Consider the following 25919-nt stretch of genomic DNA (forward strand, 5'->3'; position numbering starts at 1 on the left):
TATTAAATACTTTAGGTTATGAAAAGGTATATTTTCAATGTGTTTTTTTGTGTAGGAATACTAATTTGTTGTTGGGGCTGCGATACCGTGGGTAATTTTCCTGGGGCTACTGTCAATCCTGATATCGCGATATATGATCTGCGCAGTTTTTATAAAGGTCAAGATCTGAAATTGACCGATGAGACGCTATTGGGTGCAACAGGTATCACAGGTACGGTTGTCTCTGATCATTCCGGTAAGAACCTTCCTACAGGGTTACTGATGGTACAAGATCGATTGCGCCTCAACGAGCTTAGAGGGATAGCCATACAGATTGGTGATGCAGCAGCAGAGTATGTGCCAGGCGACTCAGTACGTGTCAACCTTATTGGTGGCGTGATGAAGCGTGAAAATGGCCTTCTGGTTATTCAAGGTGTTGATAAATCGGCTATAAATAAAATTGCTTCAGGTCGTGTTATTGCAGTCAATCGAGTGCCGAGCAGCTATATTCTAGCTGACCCGGATAAATATGAAAGTACAGAGCTGGTTATTGTAAAAGGAGGTTTTGACCCCATACCTGAGCCGACTGATACCTATGCTGGTGATAGGTTGGTCAATGATGGTTTTGATAATTTTGTACTACATACGGATGCTTCTGCTACCTTTGCACAGCAAGTGCTCCCAGGGATGGCTAATTTTTTTGGCGTAGTAGGATACACTCAGGTCGAAGGCAAGTGGGTTCCGCATTTACGGATTCGTAGAGATTCGGACATCACGGTCTTAAGCTCTACCGTAAGTCGTGCAGCTATCGTTATTTCCGGTTATATCGGAGATGTAGAAGGTACTGATCTGGATGGAGAGTACATTCAATTTTTGGCAACACAGGATGTTGATTTTTCTAAAACACCGTATTCTGTTGTCACCCACAATACCAATTCGGGCTATCAACCTACTGGTGTTCCTGTGAATGGTTGGGCTGCCGGAGGTAAGCGCTCGTATAAGTTTGATCTTAAAAGTGGACAGGTTAAAAAAGGAACCTACTTCTATGTTGGTAACTCGGCCAAGCTTATTAATGGGGTCGGGTCGACCTCTATAGCAGATGCGAACTGGATCGTGTCTAGGAAAACAGGATCGGTCAAGGGTGATGGTTTTGGAGATGTAAATACAGATTTGTTTTTAAATGGTACGAGTGCTTTTACAGATGCGATAGCCGTATTTGAAGGGACGGCTGTGACCAAGAGTTCGGTTCCAATCGATGTAATTGTCACCGGATATAACGGCGCTATATTGAATGTTGCTCAAGAAGCAGGTCTACGGATTGCAAATACAGATTGGTATGATATTATAAACCCTGTAACATTACAACAGCAGCCGTTTTACAAGCAAGGATCTAACACCATTTACCTTGCTAGACCCGCTCCTGCAGATGCAGGATGGTTTTATAAATTAGGTGGCGAGTACAATGTACGTTTGGGAAGATGGGTAAAGGCCCGGTCGCAGCGTACAGTTGATCTGTCTAAGCAGTCGACTATAGAAGAAATAGAAGGCGAGTTCCCGAAAGCAAATGGGACAAATGAAGGTTGGTATGCAACAAAAGTGATCGAATAGAATGTTAGATATGAAAAATAGTAAGCGATTTCACCGATTCAGAAGTTTTTTCTTTTTTATCTTTTCGATAGCCTTATTAGGTGGCTGCGCGATAAAAGCTAAAAAAGAACCTTCAACCTTAGCTAATCTAAAGGTTTTAAGTTATAATATACATCATGCCAACCCACCTAGTAAACCCCATTTGATTGATATAGACGCAATTGTTGGCGTGATTAAATCGGCAGATGTAGATTTAATTGGCTTACAGGAAGTCGATAATGGGACAGCTCGTAGTGGACATAAAAATCAGGCGAAATTGATAGCGGATAAGTTAGGGTATCAGTACCGTTATTTCAAAGCTATAGATCATGATGGAGGAGAATATGGTTTAGCGATATTGAGCCGTTTATCCATCGATACTTCTGTGTTGGTGCAGCTGCCGCAAAAAGTGGTAGCCGAAAAGCGGATTTTGGCTGCCGTGCAGTTGACGGTAGGAGGACAACCTGTCATATTTGCGACAACACATTTGGATGCTACACGTGATCATGCCAATCGTCAGGTACAGATAGAGCACATCGTTGACTATTTTAAATCGGAGAAAAAAGCGGTTATACTGTGCGGTGACTTAAATGCCGTTCCTGATAGTAAAGTTATACAGACCTTAGACAACGCGTTCAGACGCAGTTGTGTGGAGGGCTGCGAACATACGGTTCCTCAGATTCAACCTAGGCGCACGATTGATTATATTGCCGTCAAGAATGCTAACTGGACTGTCGTATCGCACCATGTCATTGCGGAGACCTATGCTTCTGATCACCGCCCTGTTAAAGCGATTTTCGAACTGTAGATTATATGTTAGGTCGTTTGGTTTTCCATTGGAGGATAAAATAAATCCTCCAATGGAAATTTAAAACTTATTTTGTAGTTATATTTCAGCTTTCTTTCCGTCTAATTTAATAAGATGGTATATTTATATCCTTCCAAATGATAATTTGACAAATCTCCAAATCACCTATGTTTTATAGGTTTAATAACTCATCTAATTCTGCGTTCAAAACTCACTCATTTAGAATGTCTTTATTCTTTAATAGACGATATATATATCAAAGTCACATGGAGGTATGCGTTCTACTCATACTATTGAGTTCTTTGATAACAAAAGTGCGAAAGGGTATAAGTCAGCCTCCTTTGTTAGTTGTTTTTTAACATTTTGATTTTTCTTTCTAATCCCCCATCTAGGGCGGAAGGTGCGTTTTGATCTATTAATTGCCCCTGTCGATCAAATACTAAGTAGCGTGGGATACTCGTTATTTGGTGTTTTTTTGCGATCGAACTATGGATTCCGTTTACGAGGTAATATGCTTTTGTTTTGGGTATATTATTGTCACTTACAGCTTTGTTCCATTGATTGATATCATTGTCAATAGATATGTAAATGAAGGCTATATCTTCTGGATATTCTTTACTTAGCTTTTCCGTAATAGGAATAGAAGTCATACATGGGGCGCACCAACTGGCCGTAAAGTCCAATATTATATACTTTCCTCTGTTTTGTTTGAAAATCTTATCTAAAGATAAAGTGCCTGTTTGGTTTATATAGACATCATTAAGACTTTCATTCAATTGCAATGTTTGGTCAATGTTTTCTAGATATCGGAGATACATATTGTCAGTAATGAAAGGTTTTGTTTTTTGATAAGTCTCTCGGAATAGGATCTGGTCTTTATTTCGTTGAATATTTGTAAAATAGAAGAGCGCAAAGTCTTTTGAATAGAATACAAGCGATTGGTTTATTTGACTGATTATCGAATCCAGGTCTATTCCCAAATGTCCCAAAGAATACCCAGCTACTAATGATTTTATTGAAGTGCGGTAGTTTTTTGTGAAAATTGGCGTTACATTATGAAAATGTGGTAGTAAAAGGAAAAGTTCTTTATTAATAGATGCTGTATCTTTTAGTTTTATAAAGATGCAATCGATGGATGCCGAAAGGTATTCAAATCGATAATGATCTATTAGTTTTTTTTGGTAGTCTCTATTTAAAGTATAGTTGTTGCGAATGATAGAATCCTTTGCTTTATAGTTGTTCAATAGTATCTCTTTCAACTGTTCTATATTGTTTTCGTTTACCGTACGTCGAAAGCTAGAGTCCTTGATGTGGTACAATTCAAAAGTTGGGTATTCTTCTTGTACAGTATTTAGGATTTCTAAGTCGTAGTCAAAATTTTTATACGAAAGAGTGGTCGTATTTATAATCAGCGTATCACTCTTTGTAATAAGGTACTTTTTTCTTATGGGTACATTGCCATTTGAATTTATTAACAAAAGTTCCTTTTCAAAACGCACTACCTTTTCCTCTGATGGTGCGAGAGATATAGATTCCAGATTCCCAAAGATATTGTCATAGTTGAAAAATTGGGGCGTTTTACTTTGATTAATTAAGTATATAGAATCTCTTTCAAATGCTGATGCACCGTTGGAAAGGAAAATTATAAGCAGAATGATGTGGTTTTTCATAGGTGTATAATTCGTTCTTTATCTGTCATTATCCTGTTCCGATTTATCGGAATGGAATACTCATGTTTAGCGAAGCACAAACATGAGTATTCCATATATAAATAAACTATTAAAATGATCGTTTTTAACTCGGCGCTTCAATATTTGATTTATAGGTTACAAGTTAAGTAACTTTTACAAAACTCCTAGCGCAATTAGATACAATCTCGTAGATTTATAAAAGTATACAAACTAAGTAAACGCTACTAGCTAGGCAACTCTCAGAATGAATAATCGTATTTGGTGTATATGTATATATTGTCTCGTTAACATCCAGTTGTTAAGTGCACAGTCTTATAAAGAATACTATGACCTGGATTTCAAGAGGTATAATGACTGCTCATGGGATTGGAGAAATAGCATGTCAGGCTGTGTTAACTATGTGGATTCTTCTTTTGAAGAAAATGTTCTCATTATTTCTAAGCGTCCAAATTCCAGCCATATTCCATTGGAGTTTGACCTTTCAAAAGAAGTGGTTTTGCCAGATGTGGAGGGAAGTGTTTAAAAAAATCAAGTCCAATTTCGCGTTTTAACAAAAAAGAGAAATCGCTAGGTGCGAGGATTCACGAGCGATTTCAGGGGAAATATCTTGCTTATAATTTTACATTTGGTAGCGGATCTACTCTTGTTGATTCCTGTTCGGCATATAGGAAACCCATAGTCGACAGTATGCAAAATGCTTTGAGTTTTAGTTTTGAGGGGATGGTAAACAAATTAAATAAAGAATATCTTTTTATTTCGACAGGTCAAGTCAGAAAGGCTGTCCCCCTGTTACAGATTTCTCGAGGCAAAAGGTTAGCATATTCAGGTAATTATTCATTTAGTGATCTAAAAACAGACTTTGACGGCCTTGTATTTATAAATAGAAGTATAGCTCACAGCTACGTTATGCAAAACACAAGATATTTTTCTTTACTTCTGTTTACAAGAAGTCAAGTTCATGAAAAAGTAATCCATACGTATAAAAAATAATATAGAGAAATATTGGACTTGCCATAACCTGTTCGGTTTTACGGAACAGTATTTTAGTGATTTTCCCAATTTTCCCACAGTGGGTTGATAATGTTTTTACAAGATCAGTTGTGTTTTGGAAATGGTGAAGTTCTGAAAACCAGTTGGCATGAGATCTGCGTGAGCAAATAGTAAATAAACTTTCTAGGTGATAGGCTGAGCTCTCTTTCGCTATCTATTATTTTATATTATATTTTTCAAGTATTGCTTCGATTTTATCAAAGGGTATCCGCTTTTCTACTAGGGTATTATCCGCTGTTCTTAATAGAACATAGCGAGGTATTTCAGTTATTTTTATTTGATTTACCAGTTTTTCAGTATTTTTTTTATCCAGCCAATAGTTCAAGTAGTTCGTTGGATGGGATGTTAAATGCTTAGCCCAATCTTCTTTTTTGCACTGTATAGCCAGGCCCACTATCTTGAATCGACTCTTAGCAGCATATTTTACGGCTAATTTTTTTATATGTGGATGTTGTTCAATACACGGGCCACACCATGTAGCCCAGATATCTATCAGAACATAATCATAAGACAGCGAAAGCTTGGAAAAATCTATGCTTTCAAATGTTTCATATTGCAATTCTGGCCATAGTGTGTCATTTCCTTTATCGATATTCTTCTGAACGAATTTCATGTAAGTACTACTGATAACCTGTAGGTCTTCCTCTGTAAAAATGTTTCGGTCAAGTGCCTGGATTACGTTATAGATGCTATCCCGAAGAGGAAAGGCTGTGGGACGAAATAACGAAAACAATCTGTTATAGCTCGAAAGTGAGTTTTTATATCTAGCAGCTGTGTCGATTAGCTGTTTGTAATAACGCATACTTAAAGAATCTAAAGAGGCGTTTTTATCTGTATGCTTGGCCTGGACAGCATCAAAATATTGTTTGTCTAATCGTAGATATGCCGAGTTGACCATATTTTCATATCCGCCGTATGTTTCGATTGTTCCATGCTTAGAATCGATCAGTATGTTAATGGTATCGGCATCTAAAAAGAAAAGCTGGATTATCTTTTTTTTTGAGGAATCAATAGTCCTGTCGAAAGGATAAATCAGAGTTGCTAAACAAGGTTTCGCAAGATCTGTATCGGTTAGGATACTGGCTCTAAAACTCCCCCTGTGGCCTATGATACTAACGATAGTGTCTCCGTCGACCACTATAGCGCATTTATTCTGATTATTGAGGATCTCAGACAGCTCTCCATTTATTATTATTTTGCGTTGGGTCACTTGCCCATATGAAGGGAGCACAAGATATAGAGATAGATATACGATTTTTATTGTACACAGTATACTCAGTTTCATTTTAATTATGCTCAGGTTTGGTAAGAATAAGGCGCTGGTAAAACTTTTCACCATAGTAGCTTTTTCTGATATATTCTGGCAGCTCATTGTAGAAAGCAATATATCTCTCATAGTTAAAATTGGGGTCGGTCGGTAGAAGATAGGTCATTTCATAAGTGCCACTATATTCTTGAGCAGCATTTTTATATAGCTCATCGAGCGCTTTTCTCACTTCCGTTAACTCTTTCTCAAAAAGTGATTTGTTTTGAGTATTGATAGGGCTTTCCAACAGCTCCTTTAATTCATTTTCCTTACTCAAATAATCTTCCTTCTTTATTCCTATTGTCTCCCAGAGATGATAGAATTTTGAGTTGGTGCTTATCTTGTCATCATAGAAAACTCTTTTGAATTTATCAGATGTTTGTTTGTAACTTATGTCATAATGGCAATTGTCTAGTAATAAAAGATTTCCAAAAGCAGGTCCCTTACCCAAATGCTGTAGGCTGACCGATAACATTGTAATTTCAGGTTTAGAAGACTCTCCTTCGAACCTGAATGATTTGTTTTTGACCCGAGCCGTATCCGTTTTTGGTGAGCTCAAAAATTTTAAATAAATTAAATCACCATCCCGGATGCTGTAGTTATCGGTATCTCCAAATAAGTCGGTGTTAAATTTTCCTTCAATGGTATACTTGTACTGTGAAAAAGAAGGAAATGATGTTAGAGTAAAAATCAGCAAATAGAGTGTTTTCATATTATGAGCGCTAGAAATATTCAATGTTTTTATTTCAAAATTTATAAGTAGTTCATTTTCTTAAATATAGTTGTTTTTATGCCAGTTTATTAAGTAATTTTTAAGCTATTATTGGTTCTTGACTAGTCTTTTATTAATAATTAGGTATTTAGCTTTTAAAAACTTATAAATAGCCATGGATTTGTTTGTATGCTGATATAATTGGTTTTGTTAGTTAAAACTCATGGTTATTGTATTTTTAATGGTTAATATTATATCTTTATTGATAGGTATATATTTACTTTTGAGTGTTTAATTAATTTATTTTTTACGAAAAGAAAAACAAAATTAGAATTTGATCAACTTTTATAGAGAGTGCAGTGTTATTCCAAGATTTAACTTATTGGATATTTTAGGACGTTTTGCTGGAAGTGGAAATGATTGAGCAATACATGCTTTAGCATTTGCTACAGGACAGTTTTATGGAGATATTCTGTTTGGTTATGGTGATTCCTGGGTGAACAATAGTAGGCTGATAATGGTGCTATTTTTGCGATAATGGATGTTCTGAATTATGGGATAGACCTGTCTTTCGCAAATGGTTTCAGGGAAAGGATAGGATTTAGTAGTAGTTCGGAGTCCAATATATGGATTATAGTGGTGATTTCAATGTGTCAGAAAGTGGTAATATGATGGTTGTTTTTATGATGATGAACGGAATAGGACATGCCATCTTAGATACTGCTTATGATGGTGATTCTGGCTGTCATTTTTACGATCTACAAAACAATATATATGGTATGTTTGATGCCTATGATTCAGGAATTCTATGTATGTGGCAGATGTAAGTAAAGTTGTTTTATGAAAGTATCCGTATTTTATAAAGTTTTAAGGGAAGGGTTTGTTCTTATCGTATTTTATGGCATAACAATCGTATACGGACAAGGTAAATCTGATTTTTTTGACGTAAGTTTTAGAGAGTCGAAGGAATGTAGTTGGCGGTGGCTAAATAAATTGGAGAATGCAGATATTAACTCGGATTCTTTGGAGAACGGTGGTTTTTTGAAAATCAATTATAAGCAGATCTCATGGCATAATCGCAATATGGGGTTTGCTTTAGGTAATCATATTTTGTGTCCAAATTGTGTTCGTACTTCTGACAAACTTGAGATTTCTATTCCTGTATTATGTAATAGTGATGGGATCGTTGTATTAAAGGCAGTTGGGTTTAGTGAGCAAGAAGAGGTTGTTTTCACAGATAGTGTGATCTCAAAAAGAGAGACTTCATGGCAGAAATTACAGCTCAATATTACGAAATCTTATTCCGTCTACATAAGTGTAATTTATTATGGTAACACGTTGGGGAACCAGGTTGTCAAACTTAGTCCCTTACAGTTTTCTTGCAATGAAAAGAAAGTAGAGCCTCTCAATCCTATTTTTTCAACTGTTAAAAAGGATAACTTCAACCCTATACAAGCCGTTGAAATAGTGCCATTAGATATTGCGTCAGAGCGAGGGTTTCCAGTAAATAAGACGTTTGATAGAGTTAAGGTTGTTGGATTGGGGGAGGCTACACATGGAAGTGTTACCATAATGCAATCTAGATTACAGCTTGTGAAGGACCTGGTCACTAATTATTCTTGTACGTTGGTCTTATTAGAAATTCCTTTTGATGTAGTATTGTTATTAGATCAATATGTTAAAGGATATGGAGATAATAAAACTAGGTTAATAATTGTTGAACAACTTAAACTACTATTTAGCGAAGAGAATACGGTTATGCCTCTTATAGACTGGCTTCGAGAATATAATAGTAAAAGGGAGGCTAAGGTAAGTGTTTTTGGAATAGACAATCCGTCTCCAATCTCACAATTTATGTTGATGGATTATTTTAGAGAGTTACTCGGTGTTGAAAAATCACTTATATATCTCAAGTTATTAATGAATGGTGAAATAGTTGATGCCAAAAAAATAGCTGAAAATGACGAGAATCTAAGACATAAATTAGGATCTAACGAATTTCAATACTGTATGTATATGTTAGATGAACTTATAAATCCAGCCTATTCATTAGAAAACCGAGATGCTAATATGTTTAAGCGATATCACCATCTATACTCTTTATTTGTTACACAAAAAGAGTCAGCTGCCATTCTTGCGCATTCTGGGCATCTCCAAAAAACACCATTGACTTATCCTAGTGGTCAGCATAAGACGTTGGGGAGTTATCTTTATGAAGTTTTAGGGGACAAGTTCTTCTCTCTTCATTTTACTGTAGGGACTGGGCAGACTCTTCAAGATAGTTGCGGTTCTCCTCGTAAGGTATATCAAGATATTTCAAAACCGGTTTTTGGCAGTTTTGAAAGCTACGCATTGTCTTTAGACGGTTGTGATTATTTTTATTACCCTACTTCAAAGCTGTTGTCTCCAATTCATTGGATGTTACATGTTGGGCGTAATAGTCTTGAGTATTTTCACTATACGATTGGAAACCTTCAGAGGCGACATGATGGCGTAGTTTTTATTAAAGAAAGTAAACCTATCCTCAAGCCGTTTGCAGGTGCACGTCCTTTGCATCATTTTGAACTTTTGTATAACAAAAGGAAAGAATACAAAAGTCTTCTTTCTGGATATAAGGGGGAATCCGAAACTTGGTAGAATCTTCTTCTTTGAGCCCCTTTTTATAAGAAAAGGGTTTCTCTAAAGGTTTTGTAGGAGGGAAATGTGAGCAAGCTATTTCTTGCTTCAAGAGTGGGCTGCTGCGATCGAGATATGCGAATATACTCCGCTATTGTTTACTGAGGGGTGAAAATCAAAAAGAAATATTTTCTTCATTTTAAAAAAACTTGATTTTAGATTTTTTGTCCATCCATTTTTTTTGAATGGTTTCGTACTTGTTTTTCATCTCTTGGTGAAAATGGTTGCTTTCTTTTGCGAATACAAAAGCATCGAATCGTTTTTTACTCATGTAGTTAAAGGCCGGTTTTCCCAGATGATACCTCGGTATTGATGCATAGCTGTCAAATTCGGGTAAATCCTCCGTCAAAGAATAAAATAGATCGTAGCCTGATCTTAACGCGAGGTTTTCGAAAGAGTTTGCAGGTGCAGGCGGAAGTGTATCAACAAGAATGTCTCCAGCTATGAAACAGGAGTCCTGCAGATAAGTGCCTATGCCAAACTGTATGGTAATACTGTGATATTTATGCCCAAGTTCAGTTGCTAAATAATGTCCAAGATTTCTTTGCTTATCATAATTTATCCGACTTAAATGTTCGCTGTGGGCCATTATTACGATTTTTTCATTTGCAGCTAGGTTTTTCTGAAGTTCAAGAGTTTTAACGGTCATAAGACTATCGCGCTGAGATCTGTTATAGTTGTTTTTTCTTTCTTGAAGAAACCTGAGATTTTGGTCAAAATAAGTGGAATAAATACGGTCGTCTTTTAAACGTTCGTTGTTGAATACAGAAAATTGGCCTGTTTTTATAAGGGCAAAATCATTTTTTGTGATATATCCTTTTTGATAGAGATAGATGCAGTTTTCGAATATGTTAGTATCAATATAGTAAGTTGGACTGTCGATACCAACAATATGTACCCGCCTATGTATGGTTCTACTGGTGTTCAGATCTCTTACCCAGTTAAGGAAACTTACTAGCATATCGCCATCTTCCATCCCAAAACTGGTATTTTGCTTTATTATTTCAAGAGAAGATTCGTCTGAATATCCCTGTGCATAGCTGTCGAAGATCAAGGCCAAATCTGTTGGGCATTCCATCGCGATGATTTTGGCATTCTGATGTTCAATCAATTCTTTTGTAACATCGTAACGTATTTTTTTTACCGTTTTACTGCCGTGTGTTGGCTCGCCAAGCCCGATGATCGTAGAGTTGATTAAAGGGGAGATAGGTTTAGCGTATAATAGCTCAGATTCATAAATTGGGATGATCTTATTTTTATCGATGTTATTTGTAGGGGCTGGGGTAATGGAGTTTTTTCTAATTAATAATACAGGCGATTTGATACTTACTTTTTGCAACGGGTTCTCATGTCCATGGTATGTAATATGGTATGTTATTGTTTTTACGTTTTGGTCTAATGGTATTCGTATTGTATTTAATTTCCAGTGCTCCGAGCTCTTTAGTTCATGTGTCTTTTCACTAATGATCTGTTCGGATTCGTTGATAGATTTAATGACACATTTCATCTTTCCTCCACCTGTCATCTTTGCCTCGATATTTAATATTGCAGAACTTTTCTTTTTAACATGCGGAAGTAAAATCTTAGGTCGGTATATGTCCACGAACATACCGCCCGTGGTGAATGTATTTGAATATTTTAGTTCTAAAGTGTTCTTATCATCCTGGGACACGTTAAAGGATGAATTTCTTGCTACCAATATATCCCCCCACCTGCAGTTATCAAGGAAGTGAAATTCTATTTTATCGATTTCAATAAGGTCGCTCTGTGCTTTACAATTATATACCATCATTGTAAAGCACAGTATTGTAAAGACATGTTGAAGCAACTTGGTTAAGCTCATTTTTTATGTTTATCAAGGCATCCTAAACGTTTAAAAAGTGGCGGTGTTTTTGATACAGCAAAAGTGGATATATTGAAATCGCTGAATCTTAGGATACCGCCATGATAAATGTAATGTTTTTAGCCAGATTTTATACTCTCATATATAACGAAGATATGATTAAAATGTTGAGAGGGGAGAAGAGATTTTCATATATGCTCTATTTGTTTTACCGGCTACATTATTGCACATTTAATAAAGCGTTATCGGCAGATACGGGATACAGACATATCGATTTCGTTGAGTTGCTCAATTTCTCTAGAACAGTTCTTATGCTTTGGTAGTGAATGCGATTTAGCTTTTTGATCCGAAGTCTTCAATTTTCTGTCCCTAAAACCGTAATTCTGTCCCATAAGGGTCGCGGTTTTTTTTCAGCTTACTACATTTGCATTCACCAAACCTCATGTAATTGAAGCAGGACGCCGAAAATGCTGTTGAGAGTAGGCATGAATTATATTATTTACCAAAAATGAAAAAAATGAAATTCGCTATGGCTACACCAGATAGTTCTGATGTTTTGTTAAAGTAAAGTAGTAAAAAAACGTTATTTTTAGCATCAATTTATTATCATTGCAGATGACATACGATCTGCCCGATAATAGTATTCAGCAGATTACGCCTTTGTAGACGGGTACTGCTTATTAACTTAAAATATGCTGTATGTGGTTTCGAATTATTCCAATCGCTATCGTGATCTTATTGTTTAGCTGTAAGGAGATCAGGCAACCACCACGATCATTATCCCAGGATATAGTGCAGATTGATAGTTTAATTCTCTGTCGTCAATTCGGACAGGCCAAACTTTTGGCCGACAGCCTACACGATTTTATTTTGGATTATTACACGGGCAAAGAGCAGGTCGACCTCGAGCTCAGGGTCCGGTTGCTGCTTGCTGATATCTTTGTCAAACAGTCCAATGTCAAGGAGGCGATAACACTTGTATTAAGCGTCATTGACCAAGCTCAGCTTCATAATCTGCCCCAGCATGAATACCAGGGGCATCTTATTGCAGCATTGATATACGAATTGCTGGACGATTTGGCTTCTTGCAATGCTCATTTGGATCATGCTTACAGTTGCTATCAGAAGAATCGTTTGGACCACCTATTTAGTACCTATTGTATCCGTAGATCATCGTATTATCGCTTTGCTGGCGATTCGGCATCGGCTATCGCTTTTGCGTACAAAGCCCTCACCTACAGTAAGAAGTTTGATCATAGCTCAGACATTGCCGATAGTTATTTATTATTGGGCATATTATTGGATGGAGAGCGATCTGTTAGCTATAACTTGCTCGCAGCAAAACAATTCTTAACCCTTGGAAATAGAGAGGGAACGGCGATGATGTATCATAATATCAGTCGTATTTATTCGGAGATGGGTGATATTCCTCGGGCATTCATATATAGTGACTCGTCTTTGCATTATGATCCTCGGAGGACAGGAGAGAACATGGACGATATTCTCGAACTACGGAGTATCTTATATGAAAAAGCAGGGCAGGTGGACTCAGCCTATTATTATTACCAAAAATACCATACCGCTCATCTGCACTATTTAGCTACGCTGGATGCCCAAAATTTTAAAGTGACCAAAGACAAGTATGAAATCGAAAAAAGAGAAGCCATCATAAAAAGTAAAAATCAACAGATGATTTTAATCGGTAGCCTGCTTGCTGTCATTTTGATAGGTTCGGTATTGCTCATTTTGAAAAACCGAAAGATCAATTCGCAGAATAAAATTATAAACAAGCAAGTCTCCGATGTTTCCAAGATGTTGGAACAGAAGCGCATCCTTTTATCGGAGCTGCAGCATCGCGTAAAGAATAATTTGCAGCATGTTATTTCCATTTTGGACATACAGAAAGAATCTGTTGATTTCAGTACGATTGACGAACTCATCCGAAGCAATCAGAACCGTATCCATTCTATGGCACTATTGCATAAAAAACTGAATGTGGACGAAAATGTAAGTGAAGTCAATCTTCGAAACTATATTGCAGCACTGGCTACTATTGTCAAGGAATCGTATGACGATCATGAGAAAGACATCCATCTTACCGTGTCTGGTGATATCGGTGCGGTATCCATAGATGTGGCTATGCCCTTAGGATTGATTATTGTAGAGCTGGTAAGCAACAGTATGAAGTATGCTTTCAAAGAAATCGCCGTAGGCCTTATACATATAGAGATAGAAAAAGCTAACTTAAAAAATGCACTGGTGTATAGCGATAATGGCATAGGATTCGATTTCTATCAGCCCGAGCAGACCGGATTAGGTCTAGAGATCATAAAAGGCTTAATCGATCAGCTGGATGCTGTTGGCGCTAGTAGTACCGACAATGGGTTTGAGTTGACCCTTATTTTTTAGCATATGATTTATCTACCATCACTTATCTTGATTATTAAATGACAACAAAAACGGTTTTGATTGTAGAAGACGATTTTCTAAACAGAAGATTAGTAAAAAAAACACTCTACGACAATGGATACGATGTCCTAGAGGCCAAAAATGCCGCTATGGCGCTCTCAATGCTCAGCCAGTATAAGGTAGATTTTATCCTGCTGGATATCAATCTTGGCGAGGGGCTGGCCGATGGCATCAGCTTGGGGCAGGAGATTATAGACCAGTTTGCTATCCCTTTTCTATACCTAACAGCTTATGATAATAGAGCGGTCATGGAAAAGGCCATTGCCACCGCGCCATACGGCTACATCACCAAGCCCTTTAAATCTATGGATCTGATCGCTGCCGTAGCGCTAGGGATCCGTCAATCCCCTCGAAATGTAAAATCTGGTCCTACGATAAAAGTAAAACATAACGAATTTATGGTTGATCTCCCTATCGGAGACATCCATTATATCGAAGCGGATCGCAATTATCTGCTTTTAAATACCCCAAAGGAGGTGTACAAAATCCGAAGCACCATTAAGCAGATTATGGAACATTTACCGTCTGCTATTTTCGTCCAGATACACCGAGCCTTCATCGTCAATAGAAAGAAGATTGACAAATTTAATGTGCGATGTGTGCTCGTTAATAACAAGGAGATTCCGGTTTCCAGAAAGTATGTTGAAGATATAAGTATGATAATTGCTCCCTCTTTTTATCCCTCAAATCAACCTTCTATCCCATAAAATTCCAAGGGATATTTAATTTTTATAACCTTGCTACCGCAGCGTAAAAGTTGTAGACACCGTATCATTAACAGTAAACATTATTAAACTAATTAACAAAACTAATGAAGAAAACGTTATTAAAAAATCTGATCGTCTTGATCGCGGTAGGGGTTACTCTTGGTGGATGTAAAAAAGAAGCTGGTCCTGTCGGTCCAGAGGGACCAAAGGGAGAGGCAGGAGCGAAAGGCGAACAAGGCGCGCCAGGCACGGCCAATGTCATTTACAGTGATTGGATACCACTTCCGGCTAAAGCAGTCTTTAGCTCCCCAATGCGAAAGAATTTTTCGATCCAGGCACCGGAAGTTACATTAGATGTCATCAAAAAAGGACTGTTTTATGCGTATTTAAGGCATGGCTCTTCAGAGGAGTCCATAGTTCCCTTACCTTATGCCGGTACGTGGGTGAATACGACCACCAATGAGGTTATAGGAAGTTATCTCAGTACTGTGTTGGTCGGCGTAGGGTCTATTTCGTTAAACCAGGATTGGCTCACCCCCGGTGCGATTCCTGCGACATTTGCAAATGCAACCGCCGTTTCAGGAGGATACACCCATATCCGCTATGTGATTGTTCCGGCTGGCTTAAAATCATCGAGTACAGCACGGGTCGATTTCAAAAATTACGAATCAGTGAAAAAGGTCTATTTTGAAAAGTAACTGTTGTTCGTAATAAATATAGTATTCTTTTATTCTAGATTTGGCATATATGCATGTGCCAAATCTTTCCACAATCATTCTGCCTATCTCATAATAGCTTAAAATTTATGGTGTTTAGGGACACTACAAGTGTTGTGGTGTGAGTGTCAGATTGAATTTTAGGCAAGGTCTCGCCAAAGTTGGTAATAGCCTGTCCTTGACGCTCGTGCAGTTTTTTGTTTATTTGAAGAGATAAAATACTTTTACTCCACCCGTTTTCAATTGTATTGTGTATATAAAACAATCTGCTCTCTACAGTTTTTACCTTGTCTAATATAATCGTATGGTGTGTCCATGGTATTTTTGCAACCGCTGGTTGCAAAAATGTCTGGATAGTTTGTGCAATCATGCCTTCCACGATTGATTCATTGTGATTAACAGTATTTTGTATTTGTGCAGCCAGTGGTTGCACAATTGAATTATCCAATTTTTCAGTGCCAACTTGCACAAAGTCAGGGTAAGCTTCTGTAAAGCTTCGCATATATTTTAAATTACGGACAGAAAACCCTTTATTGTCAGGAAACTCAGCTTTCAAATCTCTGGAAAGGTTATCAATAATCTTTGCTCCCCATCCAGATTCTGCGATTTTGTTAGATATATCATTACCTATAGTCCAATACGGCTGTAGCATCTCCGTATTGACAGATATGACTGCGCGCTGTTGGGCCAGCTGAATTTTACTTTTCAACGCACTCAGTATTTCTACATATATTTTATCTGTTTCCATCGCTATAGGGATAATATTGGTTGATATCTATTTTCCTTTCTTCTCTTCTCTTCTCTTCCACAGGTGGTACCAAGCCTATTATTGGGCGTTTGCCGTTGCATAGTTTATAATTCTCCCTCACTTTTTAACCTCTTGGGCAATCTTCTTTAATTATTTATTTCTGATATTTTTGTATTTTAGGAGGCTAGTAGATAACCAATTATATGCCTATGGCCAAACGAAAAGCTTCCGTAAAATATGTCTCTCCTGTCAAAACTGATCTTTTGGCGCAGAAGGCTTTTTTTGAAAGACTTCGTACGGCTATGATAAAATTGATTGGCGATGGTTATTTTGAAAAGATTCCAAAAATCACATTGCTCAAATGTTATAACGTGCGCTACCCAACGGTCAAGATTGAACTGGACGACCGTATCATCGTCGACGCGAAAGAACGAAAAAAGTATAAGGAAGATTTTAATAACAGATTGAAGACCCTTCAGATCGAAACGTTAACGGGCGAATCCATTAGCTATGCTAGTTTTCTCACGGAAGGCCTATTTGTTCTTCAAGTATTCAATCATCTGCCGCAAGGCGAGTTTAAAGAACAAGATTGCATTAAGGATTTATTGAGGCCTTACATTGACGGTAAATGGTATAGTAGTATGGTATGGAAGCTGTATGTGGATTTAGCTTACTACAATTATACCCTGTTTGATTTTTACAAAGGATCCGTTCAATTTGTATTCGCAGAACTGCGTACGGTCAAAGCCGGAGGTAGCAATACAGTTAGCTTAGCTAGAGTGCCGCATCAGCTTGTTTCGGAGGAGATCGACAACGTCGTCCGTCCTATTGCACGCTTAGGGTATTTGCCGTCAAATACAGTAGAATGGGGGCAATTGGCTTTTGTATCTGCAGCACAATTAGGGTTTAATGATGTTGTCTCTACCGAAAAGCTACCGATTTATATACAGCATCACGCTTTAAGACGTTATGAAGAACGAAGCTTTGACTCGGCGGGAGCAGCCTTTATCATGCTTGGTCACAGATTCGCTTTTACTGAAAATCATACGACGGTTGTCGGTAAAAAACACACCTTATTGGCCTTTCATGCAGGGGTGCATAAAATCGGTTATTTTGTGGTCACCCATCATAGCGATAAATGGATACTGCGCACTTTTTTATTATTGACCAACGAAGGAACACCTGAAGGGGAAAAACTCAAAGAACTTACAGCTATAAATAAAATTGACGCCAAATATTTGAAAATAGATACCATGGAAGCCTTTATCCATTACGATATAATAGGAGATAAAAAGCTGTCTGCTATTTTTACTGAAGCAGGGTGTGGACCCTTGTTAGAATATGCCAAATTCTTTGATCGATCAACGATAGAGGTTAAAAGTGCGGACTCCATGTCAAAATATTTATTCACCGCTGTTGCTACTGACGATATAGAGGATAGGGATTAGTAAGGTTATGAAAGAGCTTATATAACCCCGAATCGATATTTTGGCCACAAGCTGTGGCCAAATTTCATTGCCGACTGTTTCTTTAAATATTAGCCTCATTCTCCTTAGGTTGCGAGAGTACAATTCCTTCGCGCCAGGATGTTCACTCAAGAATATTTATTGGACAAAGCAAAAAAGGAAGGAATTCAGACTGGAATGGAAAAGGGCAAAATTCAAGGTAAAATTGAAATGCTTAAAGAATTAGGCTATTCGATAGTTGATGTTTGCAAAAAACTTAGCCTGACTGAAGATCAGGTTAAGCCATATTATGCGGGAGCGTAAATAGATTTATCAGAAGAGATATTATAAAAGCGTTCAGGATTAATCCTGAATGCTTTTTTTATGTGTTAACTCCGCTATTTTTTCAAAGATGCATTGCGCTATATCCGTCAGTCGGTGTATCTTCCCGTCCGCATCAAACTCAAATACCGATCTGCCTTTCAACTTGATAGCATCACCTCTTTTTGTGCTGGTTTCTCGGATCGCACCTGCTCTGTGAGTGGTAATGTAATTTTTTGTTTGTTGAGACACCATTTGCAAAGTGGCGCTAGCTTCGGAATACTACAAATCAGCGAAAGAATATCAAGTACTACAGGTGCAACATGCTGCACTGGAGAAGAACTACAATGCGATGAAGGAACGTATGATATCGGTGTGACTACTGCTATGGAGTATAATAAAGCGTTATTGGATTATAATGTCGCTGAGGCTAATGTCATTAAGGCCCGATATATTTTGATGTATAATGGTGAGGTGATTAAAGTGTTGAGAGGGGAGAAGTGAGGTCTTTACAATTGAAATTGTAAATGCTAATTATTTTAGTTTAGAAGGTTTTGTTTTTGTATATTTGCTTAGTAACCATTTGATAGACAGTTATGAGTAAAAGCGCAAGGCGGGTCGATGATCTCCTTTGGAAATCCATATTGGAACAGACCTTTTTCCATTTTTTACAGTTTATGTTTCCTACTGCGGATGCTGAGTTTGATTTGAGCAAACCCTTTGACTATTTGGATAAGGAATTTGAAACATTATTCCCTCCTCAGGCCAATGGTAGGGGGGTACGCTTTGTAGACAAGCTGGTCAAGGTCTCTCTTAAACACGGTGGCGAGCAGTATATACTATGTCATATCGAGGTGCAGTCGAGCAAGGGGAAGGGTGATCTGGCAGAGCGTATGTTTCAATATTATTATAAGATATATGATCGATACAAAGTGCCTGTCACAGCAATAGCTATCCTTGCTGATGGTAATAAAAGTTATCGGCCCAAGGTGTATATACGTGAGTTTATGTCTACTAAGATTCAGTACGATTTCAACAGCTATAAAATCTTGGATCAGGATGAATTTGAGCTTCGGGCCAATAGCAATCCGTTTTCGGTAGTGGTGCTGACGGCGTTATTGGCTATACTGCACAAGAACATTACAGACGAGAAACTCAAGGAAATTAAGCATGATCTCTATGATGAAATGATGAAGCGTAATATGGATAAGGTAACCCGTCAGGGGCTGTACGATTTTTTAACGTATTATGTAAATTTTGATAACCAGCACATTTTGAGTATATTTGAATCAGAAATAGAAGAAAAAATAGGAAGGAGCGATACTATGGGCACTCGGGAATATTTATTGGACAAGGCGGAGAAGAAGGGAATCCAGACTGGGATTGAGAAGGGAATTGAAAAAGGTAAAATTCAAGGTAAAATCGAAATACTTAAAGATTTAGGCTATTCGATAGTGGATGTCTGCAAAAAGCTTAGCTTAACCGAAGAGCAGGTAAAGCCATATTATGCGGGAGCGTAAATAGATTTATCAGAACAGATATTATAAAAGCGTTTAGAATCAATTCTGAACGCTTTTTTTTGTGTCTTCACTCCGCTGTTTTTTTCAAAGATGCATTTCGCTATATCCGTCAGTCGGTGTATCTTCCCGTCCGCATCAAACTCAAATACCGATCTGCCTTTCAACTTGATAGCATCACCTTTTTTTGTGCTGGTTTCTCGGATCGCACCTGCTCTGTGAGTGGTAATGTAATTTTTTGTTTATTGAGACACCATTTGCAAAGTGGCGCTAGCTTCGGAATACTACAAATCAGCGAAAGAATATCAAGTACTACAGGTGCAACATGCTGCGCTGGAGAAGAACTACAATGCGATGAAGGAACGGTATGATATCGGTGTGACTACTGCTATGGAGTATAATAAGGCGATATTGGATTACAACGTCGCGGAAGCTAATGTCATCAATGCAAAGTATACTTTGATGTACAATGGAGAGGTGATAATTTCCTGTTGGAACTTCTGCGAGCCTTGTCTCGTAAATGGTTTAGACGCTACTACCTTTTTTTAGTAGCTCGTTGTAGTTTTTAATTAACGAATTGTGTTCTTTCATTAATTCATTATATTCTTTCATCTGCTCATAGTACTTTTCTTTCCATTGATCACGTTCTAGAGCTAAAATATTAATTTTGTCGTTTGATGCGTCTGCTATTACTAGATTGTTATTCTTAAGCCAGTTTGTAAATTCAGGTATCTCTTTTGAAAACCTGTAGTTCATAGCTCTGGCATATTTATACAATGTTTTAAATGGAAGGTCATCTTGAACTATGTGTTTATAATACGTAGATTGAGATGCATACCCAGCCATTTCTATGATAGTGACTTTAGGAAGAGCATGGTTTTCTGCCACAAAGTCTAGAATTTTCCCTATATGTTTTTTAGTCATTGTACCGATTTAACCCAACTTGAATTGGATAAACCAAGTTAGCTAAAGCATGATGTAAAGTAAATACTGAAAAACACGTCATTTTATTTTTATTTTACGTCATTATATGTATATTTGTATCATTGTACTGAATTTTAATTGAAAAGTGTATTATTTCATATACTTTTTAGTATTATTTTTATGGGTCTCGTCAACAGAAACTAGCACTTTTTGAACCGAAGCGAGACGACAGGAGTACACCATTGCCCAAAAGAATTAGTAAATATCCTATATTTGCTTTTCTTCAGGGCTGGTTTCCTGTTGGATGTTGTTTCGGGGTCTGTGCTAGTACCTTGTTGACAGCTGAAAACAGGGACCGCCCTGTTGATGTTTTAAGGGACTCGTTAAATAGATAACGAGAATGGACTTAAAAAGAAGAACAAAAAATCTAATATCTGCTCCTGAATAGTTCAGGTTAGTAGACTTGGTCTTAAGAAGACCAATCTAATCGGTTTTGCGCTCCAGTTATTACCCGAAATTATAACCAATATAAAACTTAGATAGTGAGCCCTTCCCGATAACAAATCAATCAATTTTATTTATTAACCGTGTGGCCTGATCAAGGATTGGGTACGGGAGGATATTGACCGGTCTATTTTTCCGGCGCCACCTTCATTGGGTCACATCAAAAATAACCAAAAAATGAACAATTTTTTAAGGGCTGGGAGAGGTATGGCCGTTGGCCAGAGCCGTGTCCGCCTGAAAATTCAAAATAGAGAGAGACTGCTTCTACCGCTCCAGCGGTATTCCCGAAGTAAATTCGGGACACAGCGCAGTGACGCTGTGGGAGTGCTATTAGCTAATAGCCATAAGCTATCCCGATATAAAATCGGGACCGAGGCAAGTTATCAAGACCTTTCTAGTCGCCCAATTGATAAGAATAGAGGTATGACATCTTTATTCTGTATAGACCTCTCTGTTCCACTACGCTCCAATCGAGGTGACGTGCTGTGTGGATTGAGGTCGCCATCTGCTATTAGCTATTGGCCATTAGCCTGTATAATAATATTCTGTGTGTTGTTTAGTGGTCTTTTGGTTTCTCCTGTCTTGGGGCAGGAGGCCAAAGGCCTTAAGAAGCCAAATGCTTTGCAGATAGGGGATAAAATACCCGACGAACTGTGGCATATGCCTCTGCAGGTCGTAAGTAATCCTGATCAAATAAAAACAATGACCTTGAATGACTATCGGGGCAAGCTGATTATACTCGACTTTTGGGCTACATGGTGCGGAGGTTGTATAGCTGCTTTTCCCAAGCTTGACACACTGCAACAAAAATATGCTAAAGATGTGACGTTCTTAAGTGTCTCAACAGAAAGTAAAGAACGTGTTTCCGTATTCATAAAGGCACGCGGTGCTCAAACACCAAATCTTACTTTTATCTCCGAAGGTAAGGACATAGATGATTATTTTAAATATGGAACACTGCCCCATTATGTTTGGATAGACTCGCAAGGCGTAATTCGTAGCAGCTCCGAATCACTACAGGTCAATGCTTTCAATATAGATGAAGCTCTGAAAGGAATATTTAATTTCAGAACGAAGACTGACGTCATTGTAGAATATGATTTTGACAGATCATTACTTCAAAATGTTGGTAATGATGAGAAAGGTCCCGTATCTTATAGTAGTACCTTAATGCCTTATCAGCCTGGATTACCTCTGATACAAGACATAAGAGAAGACTCTTTAATCGGAAGAAAAATCACTTATTTAAATTCCAATCTCTTTGCGCTATATACGAGAGCCTACTCTACAGCTGGTCATTATTTTTGGGAGATAAATACAAGACTAGAAGTAAAGGACGCAGATAAGCTGATCAAGCGAGGTATTCCGGGGCAACGCTATGCAGACTGGCTTGCCGCAGGAAATGGCTATTGTTATGAGCAGATTGTACATTATGAAGATAGAGACTCTTGTTTCAAATATATGCAGGATGATCTGGATAGGATGATCCCGCAATATCAAGCTGTTGTAGAGCCGAGAGAGATTCTCTGTTATATACTTAAACTCATTGATGAAAAAAAGCTTCTAGCATCAGCAGAAAAAGACAGTGCTCTTCGAGCTGCCTACGGTACCAAAGAAAAGACATTTAATGGTACTAATATCTTAATAGAAAAGCTCGTTGAAGAAATTAATCAGTATGGAAAAATGGGCATTAATCTCTACAATGAGACGGGGCGAAATGATCGGCTTACAATATCGATACCCAAGCCTACGGGAGATCTAACTGAAGTCAATCAATACCTGGCAAAGTATGGTCTCGCTATTTCATTAGAGAAAAGAACGAAGCCCTTTTTGATCATTAAAGATAGACTTACCCTATGAAAACGTTGAATCTAATATCTAGGGGCATATCGCTGTTAGCAGTGATGTATGCAACCACCTTTAGTGTAATGGCACAGCAAAAGGCAATGCATCTATCAAAAGATACGGTCAAAAGACCTGTCGAAATCGATGAAGTGTTGATTAATACGGGGTACCAGCGGATCGGGAAAGAGCGAGCCACGGGCGCCTATTCGCATCTGGATAGCGCCAAGGTTAAGTACGGTGTCGGTATGGGTATTTTAGAACGATTGGCCGATCAGGTGCCTGGTCTTATCTTTAATAATGTCGGTACCAAGGGAATTAATAATAGCGATATCTTAATACGTGGGCAGAGTACCATCCAGTCGCGGACCGATCCCCTTATCGTTATTGATAACTTTCCGTTCGATGGCGATATGAACGCCATTAACCCCGAGGATGTCGAGAGCATCACGGTACTGCGCGATGCGGTGGCTACCTCGATATGGGGTGCCCGTGCAGGGAATGGCGTTATCGTGATTACGACCAAGCAAGGGAAATATAATAGTAAGGTCAGGCTATCGCTCTCCAGTACGTATACCATCGGGCAGCGCCCAGACCTATCGTATAGACAGGCAATCCGCAATGCCGATTATATTGATCTGGAAAAGGAGCTGTTTGCAAACGGGGTCTATACGAATGATATAGCGAGTGCCGCAAAGGTACCACTAAGTGAAGTGGTCGAGTTGCTATTCGAGAAAAAGAACCATCCGGCAAGAGGAGGTGAAATCGATCAGCAGATAGAGGCACTTAAGGGCTATGATCTGCGGACTGATCTTTCCAAATATGCTTACAGAAGCTCTTCATTAAGACAGCTTGCGCTCAATCTTAGTGGTGGTTCGGATAAGCATCGCTACTACCTATCGGGTGGTGCCGATAAGAACCTGGAATCACTCAGGGGCAATAGCTTGGAGCGGTATACGCTACGCGTTGATAATGTGTTAAAAATGCTTCGTGATCGCGTGGAGATCAATCCACAGATCAATTATAGTAACTCATCAAGCAGTCGTTTTTACCTGCCCGCCAAATTTTCTAGTTTATATCCTTATGCACGGCTAGTGGATCAGCATGGTACTGGCAGAGGTCTAGCCTTGGATTACAGCTCGCGTTTCATCAAGGAATCGGGCGATTTAGGATTTTACGACTGGTCGTACAATCTTTTGGACGAGATCGAACGGTCCAATAATTCGCTACGTAACCATGATGTACGTTTCAACCTGCGTACCGATGTGGATCTATCCCGAGGCTTTGCATTATCGTTGAATTACCAGCATTTGCTGAAATTCGGATCAGGCAAAACGTTGAATGATAGAGGCGATTATTTTACCCGTAATCTGCTCAATCAGTATTCGTCTATCAATTCGGCAGGAGTTGTTACTAGCGCTATTCCAACCGGTTCTATTCTCGATTATTCCAATGAAACGGCAAAAGGATATAACTTTAGGACACAGCTTTCCTATGCCGGGCAAGATCGGCTTACGGGCCTGCATGTCATAGCCGGTTACGAGATCTCGGAAAATAAACTACAGTCGCTCATAGGTAGAGAGTATGGGTATGATCAGGATTATGGTATTTTCTCGGAAGTAGATTATAAAACCAGTTTTATACTATTTCCTGGGACTAATCGAAGTGGACGGATTCCCTTCATAGACAAAGAAAGTGAAACTGTCGATCGCTTTGTTTCCCTATACAGCAATGCATCGTACGAATGGTGGAACAAATATTCGGTTTCATCGAGTGTACGGTGGGATAGGAGTAACCTGTTCGGGGTCAAGACCAACCAAAAAGGGGTTCCGTTGTATTCCATTGGTGGGGCATGGAATATTAAAAATGAGCTTTTAAAAGGCAGTACACTCTTTGATGTATTAAAATTACGTCTTACCTACGGTAGCAGTGGCAATGTCAATAGAAGTCTTTCGGCCTACACCACAGCCCGGTTCTCCGCATTTATTGCTGCAAATGGTTTAAAGTATGCAGATATTATCAATCCGCCCAACCCGCAATTGCGCTGGGAGCAGGTCATTATGCAGAATATTGGAATTGATCTGAGTGCGCTGGACAGGCGACTGAATGTTACCCTAGATTATTATAAGAAGAAAGGAAAAGATATCATTGGTGAAAGCCCCTTGCCACCACAGACGGGTGTGGCAGCCTTCATTGGTAATACGGCACATACTTCCGGTTCGGGACTGGATGTGACGGTTGGTACAGGCAATACTGTTGGTGTGGTCAAATGGACAACCGATCTACTCTATCACTTTGAGAGAGAAAGAGTGACGACATACCTGAAGGATAATATAACCGCACGGTCGTACACGGAGAATACAAGTCAACCAGCAATGGGTTTTCCGCTCTATGCCTACTACAGTTACCGATCGGCAGGATTAGATCCAGATAATGGTTCTCCTCGGGGCTATCTGAATGGGGAGCCATCTCTAGATTATGCAAAAATAATGTCAAGTACGGAGTTCGAAGATCTGGTGTATCATGGCTCCGCACGGCCTACACAATTTGGTAGTCTGAGGAATAGTTTCGTTTTTAATGGATTGACACTATCATTTACCTTAAATTTTAAATTAGGCTATTATTTCAGAAGGGAGTCGGTAGATTATAATGGGCTTATACAAGGGAAGGGCGGTCATGAAGATTACTATGATAGGTGGCAGAAAACAGGAGATGAGCTGACCACAAATATTCCTTCGGTACCATTAGCAGTGAATGCCAATCGGCATACGTTTTACCGTTACAGTGATGTGCTTGTGGAGCGTGGTGATCATATCCGCTTTCATGATGCTAAATTGTCCTACGAGTTTGATCGGTTGCTTAAGAAAGACTGGGTTCGATCTGCTACACTTTTTGTGTTTGCAGACAATATTGGGCTCTTATGGACTAAAAATAAAAAGGATATAGATCCGGATGTATTGCCGCTCGTAAATAGTTTCCGAAGCTCTACACCATTCTCTTTGTCCATGGGGCTACAGTTTAACCTTTAAAGATTA

23 protein-coding genes are annotated in these 25919 nt (G+C 38.5%); 16 read left to right on the top strand and 7 right to left on the bottom strand.

The window, feature by feature from the left end:
- The first annotated feature begins 18 nt into the window (after positions 1–18).
- Both JKG61_RS04720 and JKG61_RS04725 read left to right on the top strand, forming a co-directional pair.
- Positions 19–1587, top strand: coding sequence for a DUF5689 domain-containing protein (locus JKG61_RS04720; RefSeq protein WP_202101823.1), 1569 nt, complete (start codon positions 19–21; stop codon positions 1585–1587).
- A 10-nt stretch (positions 1588–1597) separates the two neighbouring features.
- A complete protein-coding gene (locus JKG61_RS04725; RefSeq protein ID WP_202101824.1) occupies positions 1598–2413 on the top strand; it encodes an endonuclease/exonuclease/phosphatase family protein in 816 nt (271 codons plus the stop codon).
- 344 nt (positions 2414–2757) lie between these two features.
- On the opposite strand, the gene JKG61_RS04730 is transcribed toward JKG61_RS04725, so the two are convergent.
- Positions 2758–4083, bottom strand: coding sequence for a TlpA family protein disulfide reductase (locus JKG61_RS04730; RefSeq protein WP_202101825.1), 1326 nt, complete (start codon positions 4081–4083; stop codon positions 2758–2760).
- Between the two features lie 265 nt (positions 4084–4348).
- Between JKG61_RS04730 and JKG61_RS04735 the strand changes: the two genes are divergently transcribed.
- Both JKG61_RS04735 and JKG61_RS23250 read left to right on the top strand, forming a co-directional pair.
- Positions 4349–4627, top strand: coding sequence for a hypothetical protein (locus tag JKG61_RS04735; RefSeq protein ID WP_202101826.1), 279 nt, complete (start codon positions 4349–4351; stop codon positions 4625–4627).
- A gap of 14 nt (positions 4628–4641) precedes the next feature.
- Positions 4642–5094: an erythromycin esterase family protein gene (locus tag JKG61_RS23250; protein ID WP_202102000.1), complete on the top strand. Its 453-nt coding sequence runs from the start codon at positions 4642–4644 to the stop codon at positions 5092–5094.
- Positions 5095–5311: 217 nt separating this feature from the next.
- Here the strand turns inward: JKG61_RS23250 and JKG61_RS04745 are convergent, their stop codons facing one another.
- On the bottom strand, positions 5312–6439 hold the full coding sequence (locus JKG61_RS04745) for a TlpA family protein disulfide reductase (protein WP_202101827.1): 1128 nt from the start codon (positions 6437–6439) through the stop codon (positions 5312–5314).
- Between the two features lies 1 nt (position 6440).
- Positions 6441–7172 carry a DUF4369 domain-containing protein gene (locus JKG61_RS04750; RefSeq protein ID WP_202101828.1) on the bottom strand — a complete coding sequence of 244 codons (732 nt, stop codon included), beginning with the start codon at positions 7170–7172 and terminating at the stop codon, positions 6441–6443.
- A 626-nt stretch (positions 7173–7798) separates the two neighbouring features.
- On the opposite strand from JKG61_RS04750, the gene JKG61_RS04755 reads away from it, so the two are divergent.
- Both JKG61_RS04755 and JKG61_RS04760 read left to right on the top strand, forming a co-directional pair.
- Entirely contained in the window at positions 7799–7999 is a 201-nt protein-coding gene (locus JKG61_RS04755) for a hypothetical protein (RefSeq protein WP_202101829.1), read from the top strand.
- 13 nt (positions 8000–8012) lie between these two features.
- Positions 8013–9809 (top strand): erythromycin esterase family protein, encoded by a 1797-nt coding sequence (locus tag JKG61_RS04760; RefSeq protein WP_202101830.1) that lies wholly within the window; start codon positions 8013–8015, stop codon positions 9807–9809.
- Between the two features lie 178 nt (positions 9810–9987).
- On the opposite strand, the gene JKG61_RS04765 is transcribed toward JKG61_RS04760, so the two are convergent.
- Positions 9988–11691, bottom strand: coding sequence for an erythromycin esterase family protein (locus tag JKG61_RS04765; RefSeq protein ID WP_202101831.1), 1704 nt, complete (start codon positions 11689–11691; stop codon positions 9988–9990).
- A 242-nt stretch (positions 11692–11933) separates the two neighbouring features.
- On the bottom strand, positions 11934–12083 hold the full coding sequence (locus tag JKG61_RS04770) for a hypothetical protein (RefSeq protein ID WP_202101832.1): 150 nt from the start codon (positions 12081–12083) through the stop codon (positions 11934–11936).
- Between the two features lie 307 nt (positions 12084–12390).
- Between JKG61_RS04770 and JKG61_RS04775 the strand changes: the two genes are divergently transcribed.
- From JKG61_RS04775 to JKG61_RS04785, 3 genes are all read left to right on the top strand, one after another.
- Positions 12391–14100: a sensor histidine kinase gene (locus tag JKG61_RS04775; RefSeq protein ID WP_202101833.1), complete on the top strand. Its 1710-nt coding sequence runs from the start codon at positions 12391–12393 to the stop codon at positions 14098–14100.
- A gap of 38 nt (positions 14101–14138) precedes the next feature.
- Positions 14139–14867 carry a LytR/AlgR family response regulator transcription factor gene (locus JKG61_RS04780; protein WP_202101834.1) on the top strand — a complete coding sequence of 243 codons (729 nt, stop codon included), beginning with the start codon at positions 14139–14141 and terminating at the stop codon, positions 14865–14867.
- 104 nt (positions 14868–14971) lie between these two features.
- Positions 14972–15565: a collagen-like protein gene (locus JKG61_RS04785; protein ID WP_202101835.1), complete on the top strand. Its 594-nt coding sequence runs from the start codon at positions 14972–14974 to the stop codon at positions 15563–15565.
- An 88-nt stretch (positions 15566–15653) separates the two neighbouring features.
- Here the strand turns inward: JKG61_RS04785 and JKG61_RS04790 are convergent, their stop codons facing one another.
- Positions 15654–16331, bottom strand: coding sequence for a DUF1016 N-terminal domain-containing protein (locus JKG61_RS04790; protein ID WP_202101836.1), 678 nt, complete (start codon positions 16329–16331; stop codon positions 15654–15656).
- A gap of 209 nt (positions 16332–16540) precedes the next feature.
- On the opposite strand from JKG61_RS04790, the gene JKG61_RS04795 reads away from it, so the two are divergent.
- The 5 genes from JKG61_RS04795 to JKG61_RS04815 all read left to right on the top strand — a co-directional run bounded on the left by JKG61_RS04795 (position 16541) and on the right by JKG61_RS04815 (position 20163).
- The gene (locus JKG61_RS04795) at positions 16541–17779 is read left to right on the top strand and encodes a hypothetical protein (protein ID WP_202101837.1); all 1239 of its coding nucleotides are present in this window, start codon (positions 16541–16543) and stop codon (positions 17777–17779) included.
- A 138-nt stretch (positions 17780–17917) separates the two neighbouring features.
- Positions 17918–18100, top strand: coding sequence for a hypothetical protein (locus JKG61_RS04800; RefSeq protein ID WP_202101838.1), 183 nt, complete (start codon positions 17918–17920; stop codon positions 18098–18100).
- Between the two features lie 93 nt (positions 18101–18193).
- Complete coding sequence (locus JKG61_RS04805; RefSeq protein WP_202101839.1) at positions 18194–18601, top strand: hypothetical protein; 408 nt, start codon at positions 18194–18196, stop codon at positions 18599–18601.
- 92 nt (positions 18602–18693) lie between these two features.
- Positions 18694–19617 (top strand): RpnC/YadD family protein, encoded by a 924-nt coding sequence (locus tag JKG61_RS04810; RefSeq protein WP_202101840.1) that lies wholly within the window; start codon positions 18694–18696, stop codon positions 19615–19617.
- Positions 19618–19878: 261 nt separating this feature from the next.
- Positions 19879–20163 carry a TolC family protein gene (locus tag JKG61_RS04815; protein ID WP_202101841.1) on the top strand — a complete coding sequence of 95 codons (285 nt, stop codon included), beginning with the start codon at positions 19879–19881 and terminating at the stop codon, positions 20161–20163.
- Here the strand turns inward: JKG61_RS04815 and JKG61_RS04820 are convergent.
- On the bottom strand, positions 20140–20538 hold the full coding sequence (locus JKG61_RS04820) for a hypothetical protein (protein WP_202101842.1): 399 nt from the start codon (positions 20536–20538) through the stop codon (positions 20140–20142). The two genes, JKG61_RS04815 and JKG61_RS04820, sit on opposite strands and share 24 nt — an antisense overlap.
- A gap of 681 nt (positions 20539–21219) precedes the next feature.
- Between JKG61_RS04820 and JKG61_RS04825 the strand changes: the two genes are divergently transcribed.
- Positions 21220–22902, top strand: coding sequence for a TlpA family protein disulfide reductase (locus JKG61_RS04825; RefSeq protein WP_202101843.1), 1683 nt, complete (start codon positions 21220–21222; stop codon positions 22900–22902).
- Positions 22899–25913, top strand: a complete 3015-nt coding sequence (locus tag JKG61_RS04830; RefSeq protein ID WP_202101844.1) for a SusC/RagA family TonB-linked outer membrane protein — start codon at positions 22899–22901, stop codon at positions 25911–25913. The genes JKG61_RS04825 and JKG61_RS04830 overlap by 4 nt, the downstream gene beginning before the upstream one ends.
- Positions 25914–25919 lie beyond the last annotated feature (6 nt).

The organism is Sphingobacterium faecale, from assembly GCF_016746095.1.
In the GTDB taxonomy this organism is placed as follows: Bacteria; Bacteroidota; Bacteroidia; order Sphingobacteriales; family Sphingobacteriaceae; genus Sphingobacterium; species Sphingobacterium faecale.

Bases quoted from the DNA above. Each gene is read 5' to 3' on its own strand.
- JKG61_RS04720 (WP_202101823.1), top strand. From the start codon at position 19: ATGAAAAGGTATATTTTCAATGTGTTTTTTTGTGTAGGAATACTAATT.
- JKG61_RS04725 (WP_202101824.1), top strand. From the start codon at position 1,598: ATGAAAAATAGTAAGCGATTTCACCGATTCAGAAGTTTTTTCTTTTTT.
- JKG61_RS04730 (WP_202101825.1), bottom strand. From the start codon at position 4,083: ATGAAAAACCACATCATTCTGCTTATAATTTTCCTTTCCAACGGTGCA.
- JKG61_RS04735 (WP_202101826.1), top strand. From the start codon at position 4,349: ATGAATAATCGTATTTGGTGTATATGTATATATTGTCTCGTTAACATC.
- JKG61_RS04745 (WP_202101827.1), bottom strand. From the start codon at position 6,439: ATGAAACTGAGTATACTGTGTACAATAAAAATCGTATATCTATCTCTA.
- JKG61_RS04750 (WP_202101828.1), bottom strand. From the start codon at position 7,172: ATGAAAACACTCTATTTGCTGATTTTTACTCTAACATCATTTCCTTCT.
- JKG61_RS04755 (WP_202101829.1), top strand. From the start codon at position 7,799: ATGGATTATAGTGGTGATTTCAATGTGTCAGAAAGTGGTAATATGATG.
- JKG61_RS04760 (WP_202101830.1), top strand. From the start codon at position 8,013: ATGAAAGTATCCGTATTTTATAAAGTTTTAAGGGAAGGGTTTGTTCTT.
- JKG61_RS04765 (WP_202101831.1), bottom strand. From the start codon at position 11,691: ATGAGCTTAACCAAGTTGCTTCAACATGTCTTTACAATACTGTGCTTT.
- JKG61_RS04770 (WP_202101832.1), bottom strand. From the start codon at position 12,083: ATGGGACAGAATTACGGTTTTAGGGACAGAAAATTGAAGACTTCGGAT.
- JKG61_RS04775 (WP_202101833.1), top strand. From the start codon at position 12,391: ATGTGGTTTCGAATTATTCCAATCGCTATCGTGATCTTATTGTTTAGC.
- JKG61_RS04780 (WP_202101834.1), top strand. From the start codon at position 14,139: ATGACAACAAAAACGGTTTTGATTGTAGAAGACGATTTTCTAAACAGA.
- JKG61_RS04785 (WP_202101835.1), top strand. From the start codon at position 14,972: ATGAAGAAAACGTTATTAAAAAATCTGATCGTCTTGATCGCGGTAGGG.
- JKG61_RS04790 (WP_202101836.1), bottom strand. From the start codon at position 16,331: ATGGAAACAGATAAAATATATGTAGAAATACTGAGTGCGTTGAAAAGT.
- JKG61_RS04795 (WP_202101837.1), top strand. From the start codon at position 16,541: ATGGCCAAACGAAAAGCTTCCGTAAAATATGTCTCTCCTGTCAAAACT.
- JKG61_RS04800 (WP_202101838.1), top strand. From the start codon at position 17,918: ATGTTCACTCAAGAATATTTATTGGACAAAGCAAAAAAGGAAGGAATT.
- JKG61_RS04810 (WP_202101840.1), top strand. From the start codon at position 18,694: ATGAGTAAAAGCGCAAGGCGGGTCGATGATCTCCTTTGGAAATCCATA.
- JKG61_RS04820 (WP_202101842.1), bottom strand. From the start codon at position 20,538: ATGACTAAAAAACATATAGGGAAAATTCTAGACTTTGTGGCAGAAAAC.
- JKG61_RS04825 (WP_202101843.1), top strand. From the start codon at position 21,220: ATGAACAATTTTTTAAGGGCTGGGAGAGGTATGGCCGTTGGCCAGAGC.
- JKG61_RS04830 (WP_202101844.1), top strand. From the start codon at position 22,899: ATGAAAACGTTGAATCTAATATCTAGGGGCATATCGCTGTTAGCAGTG.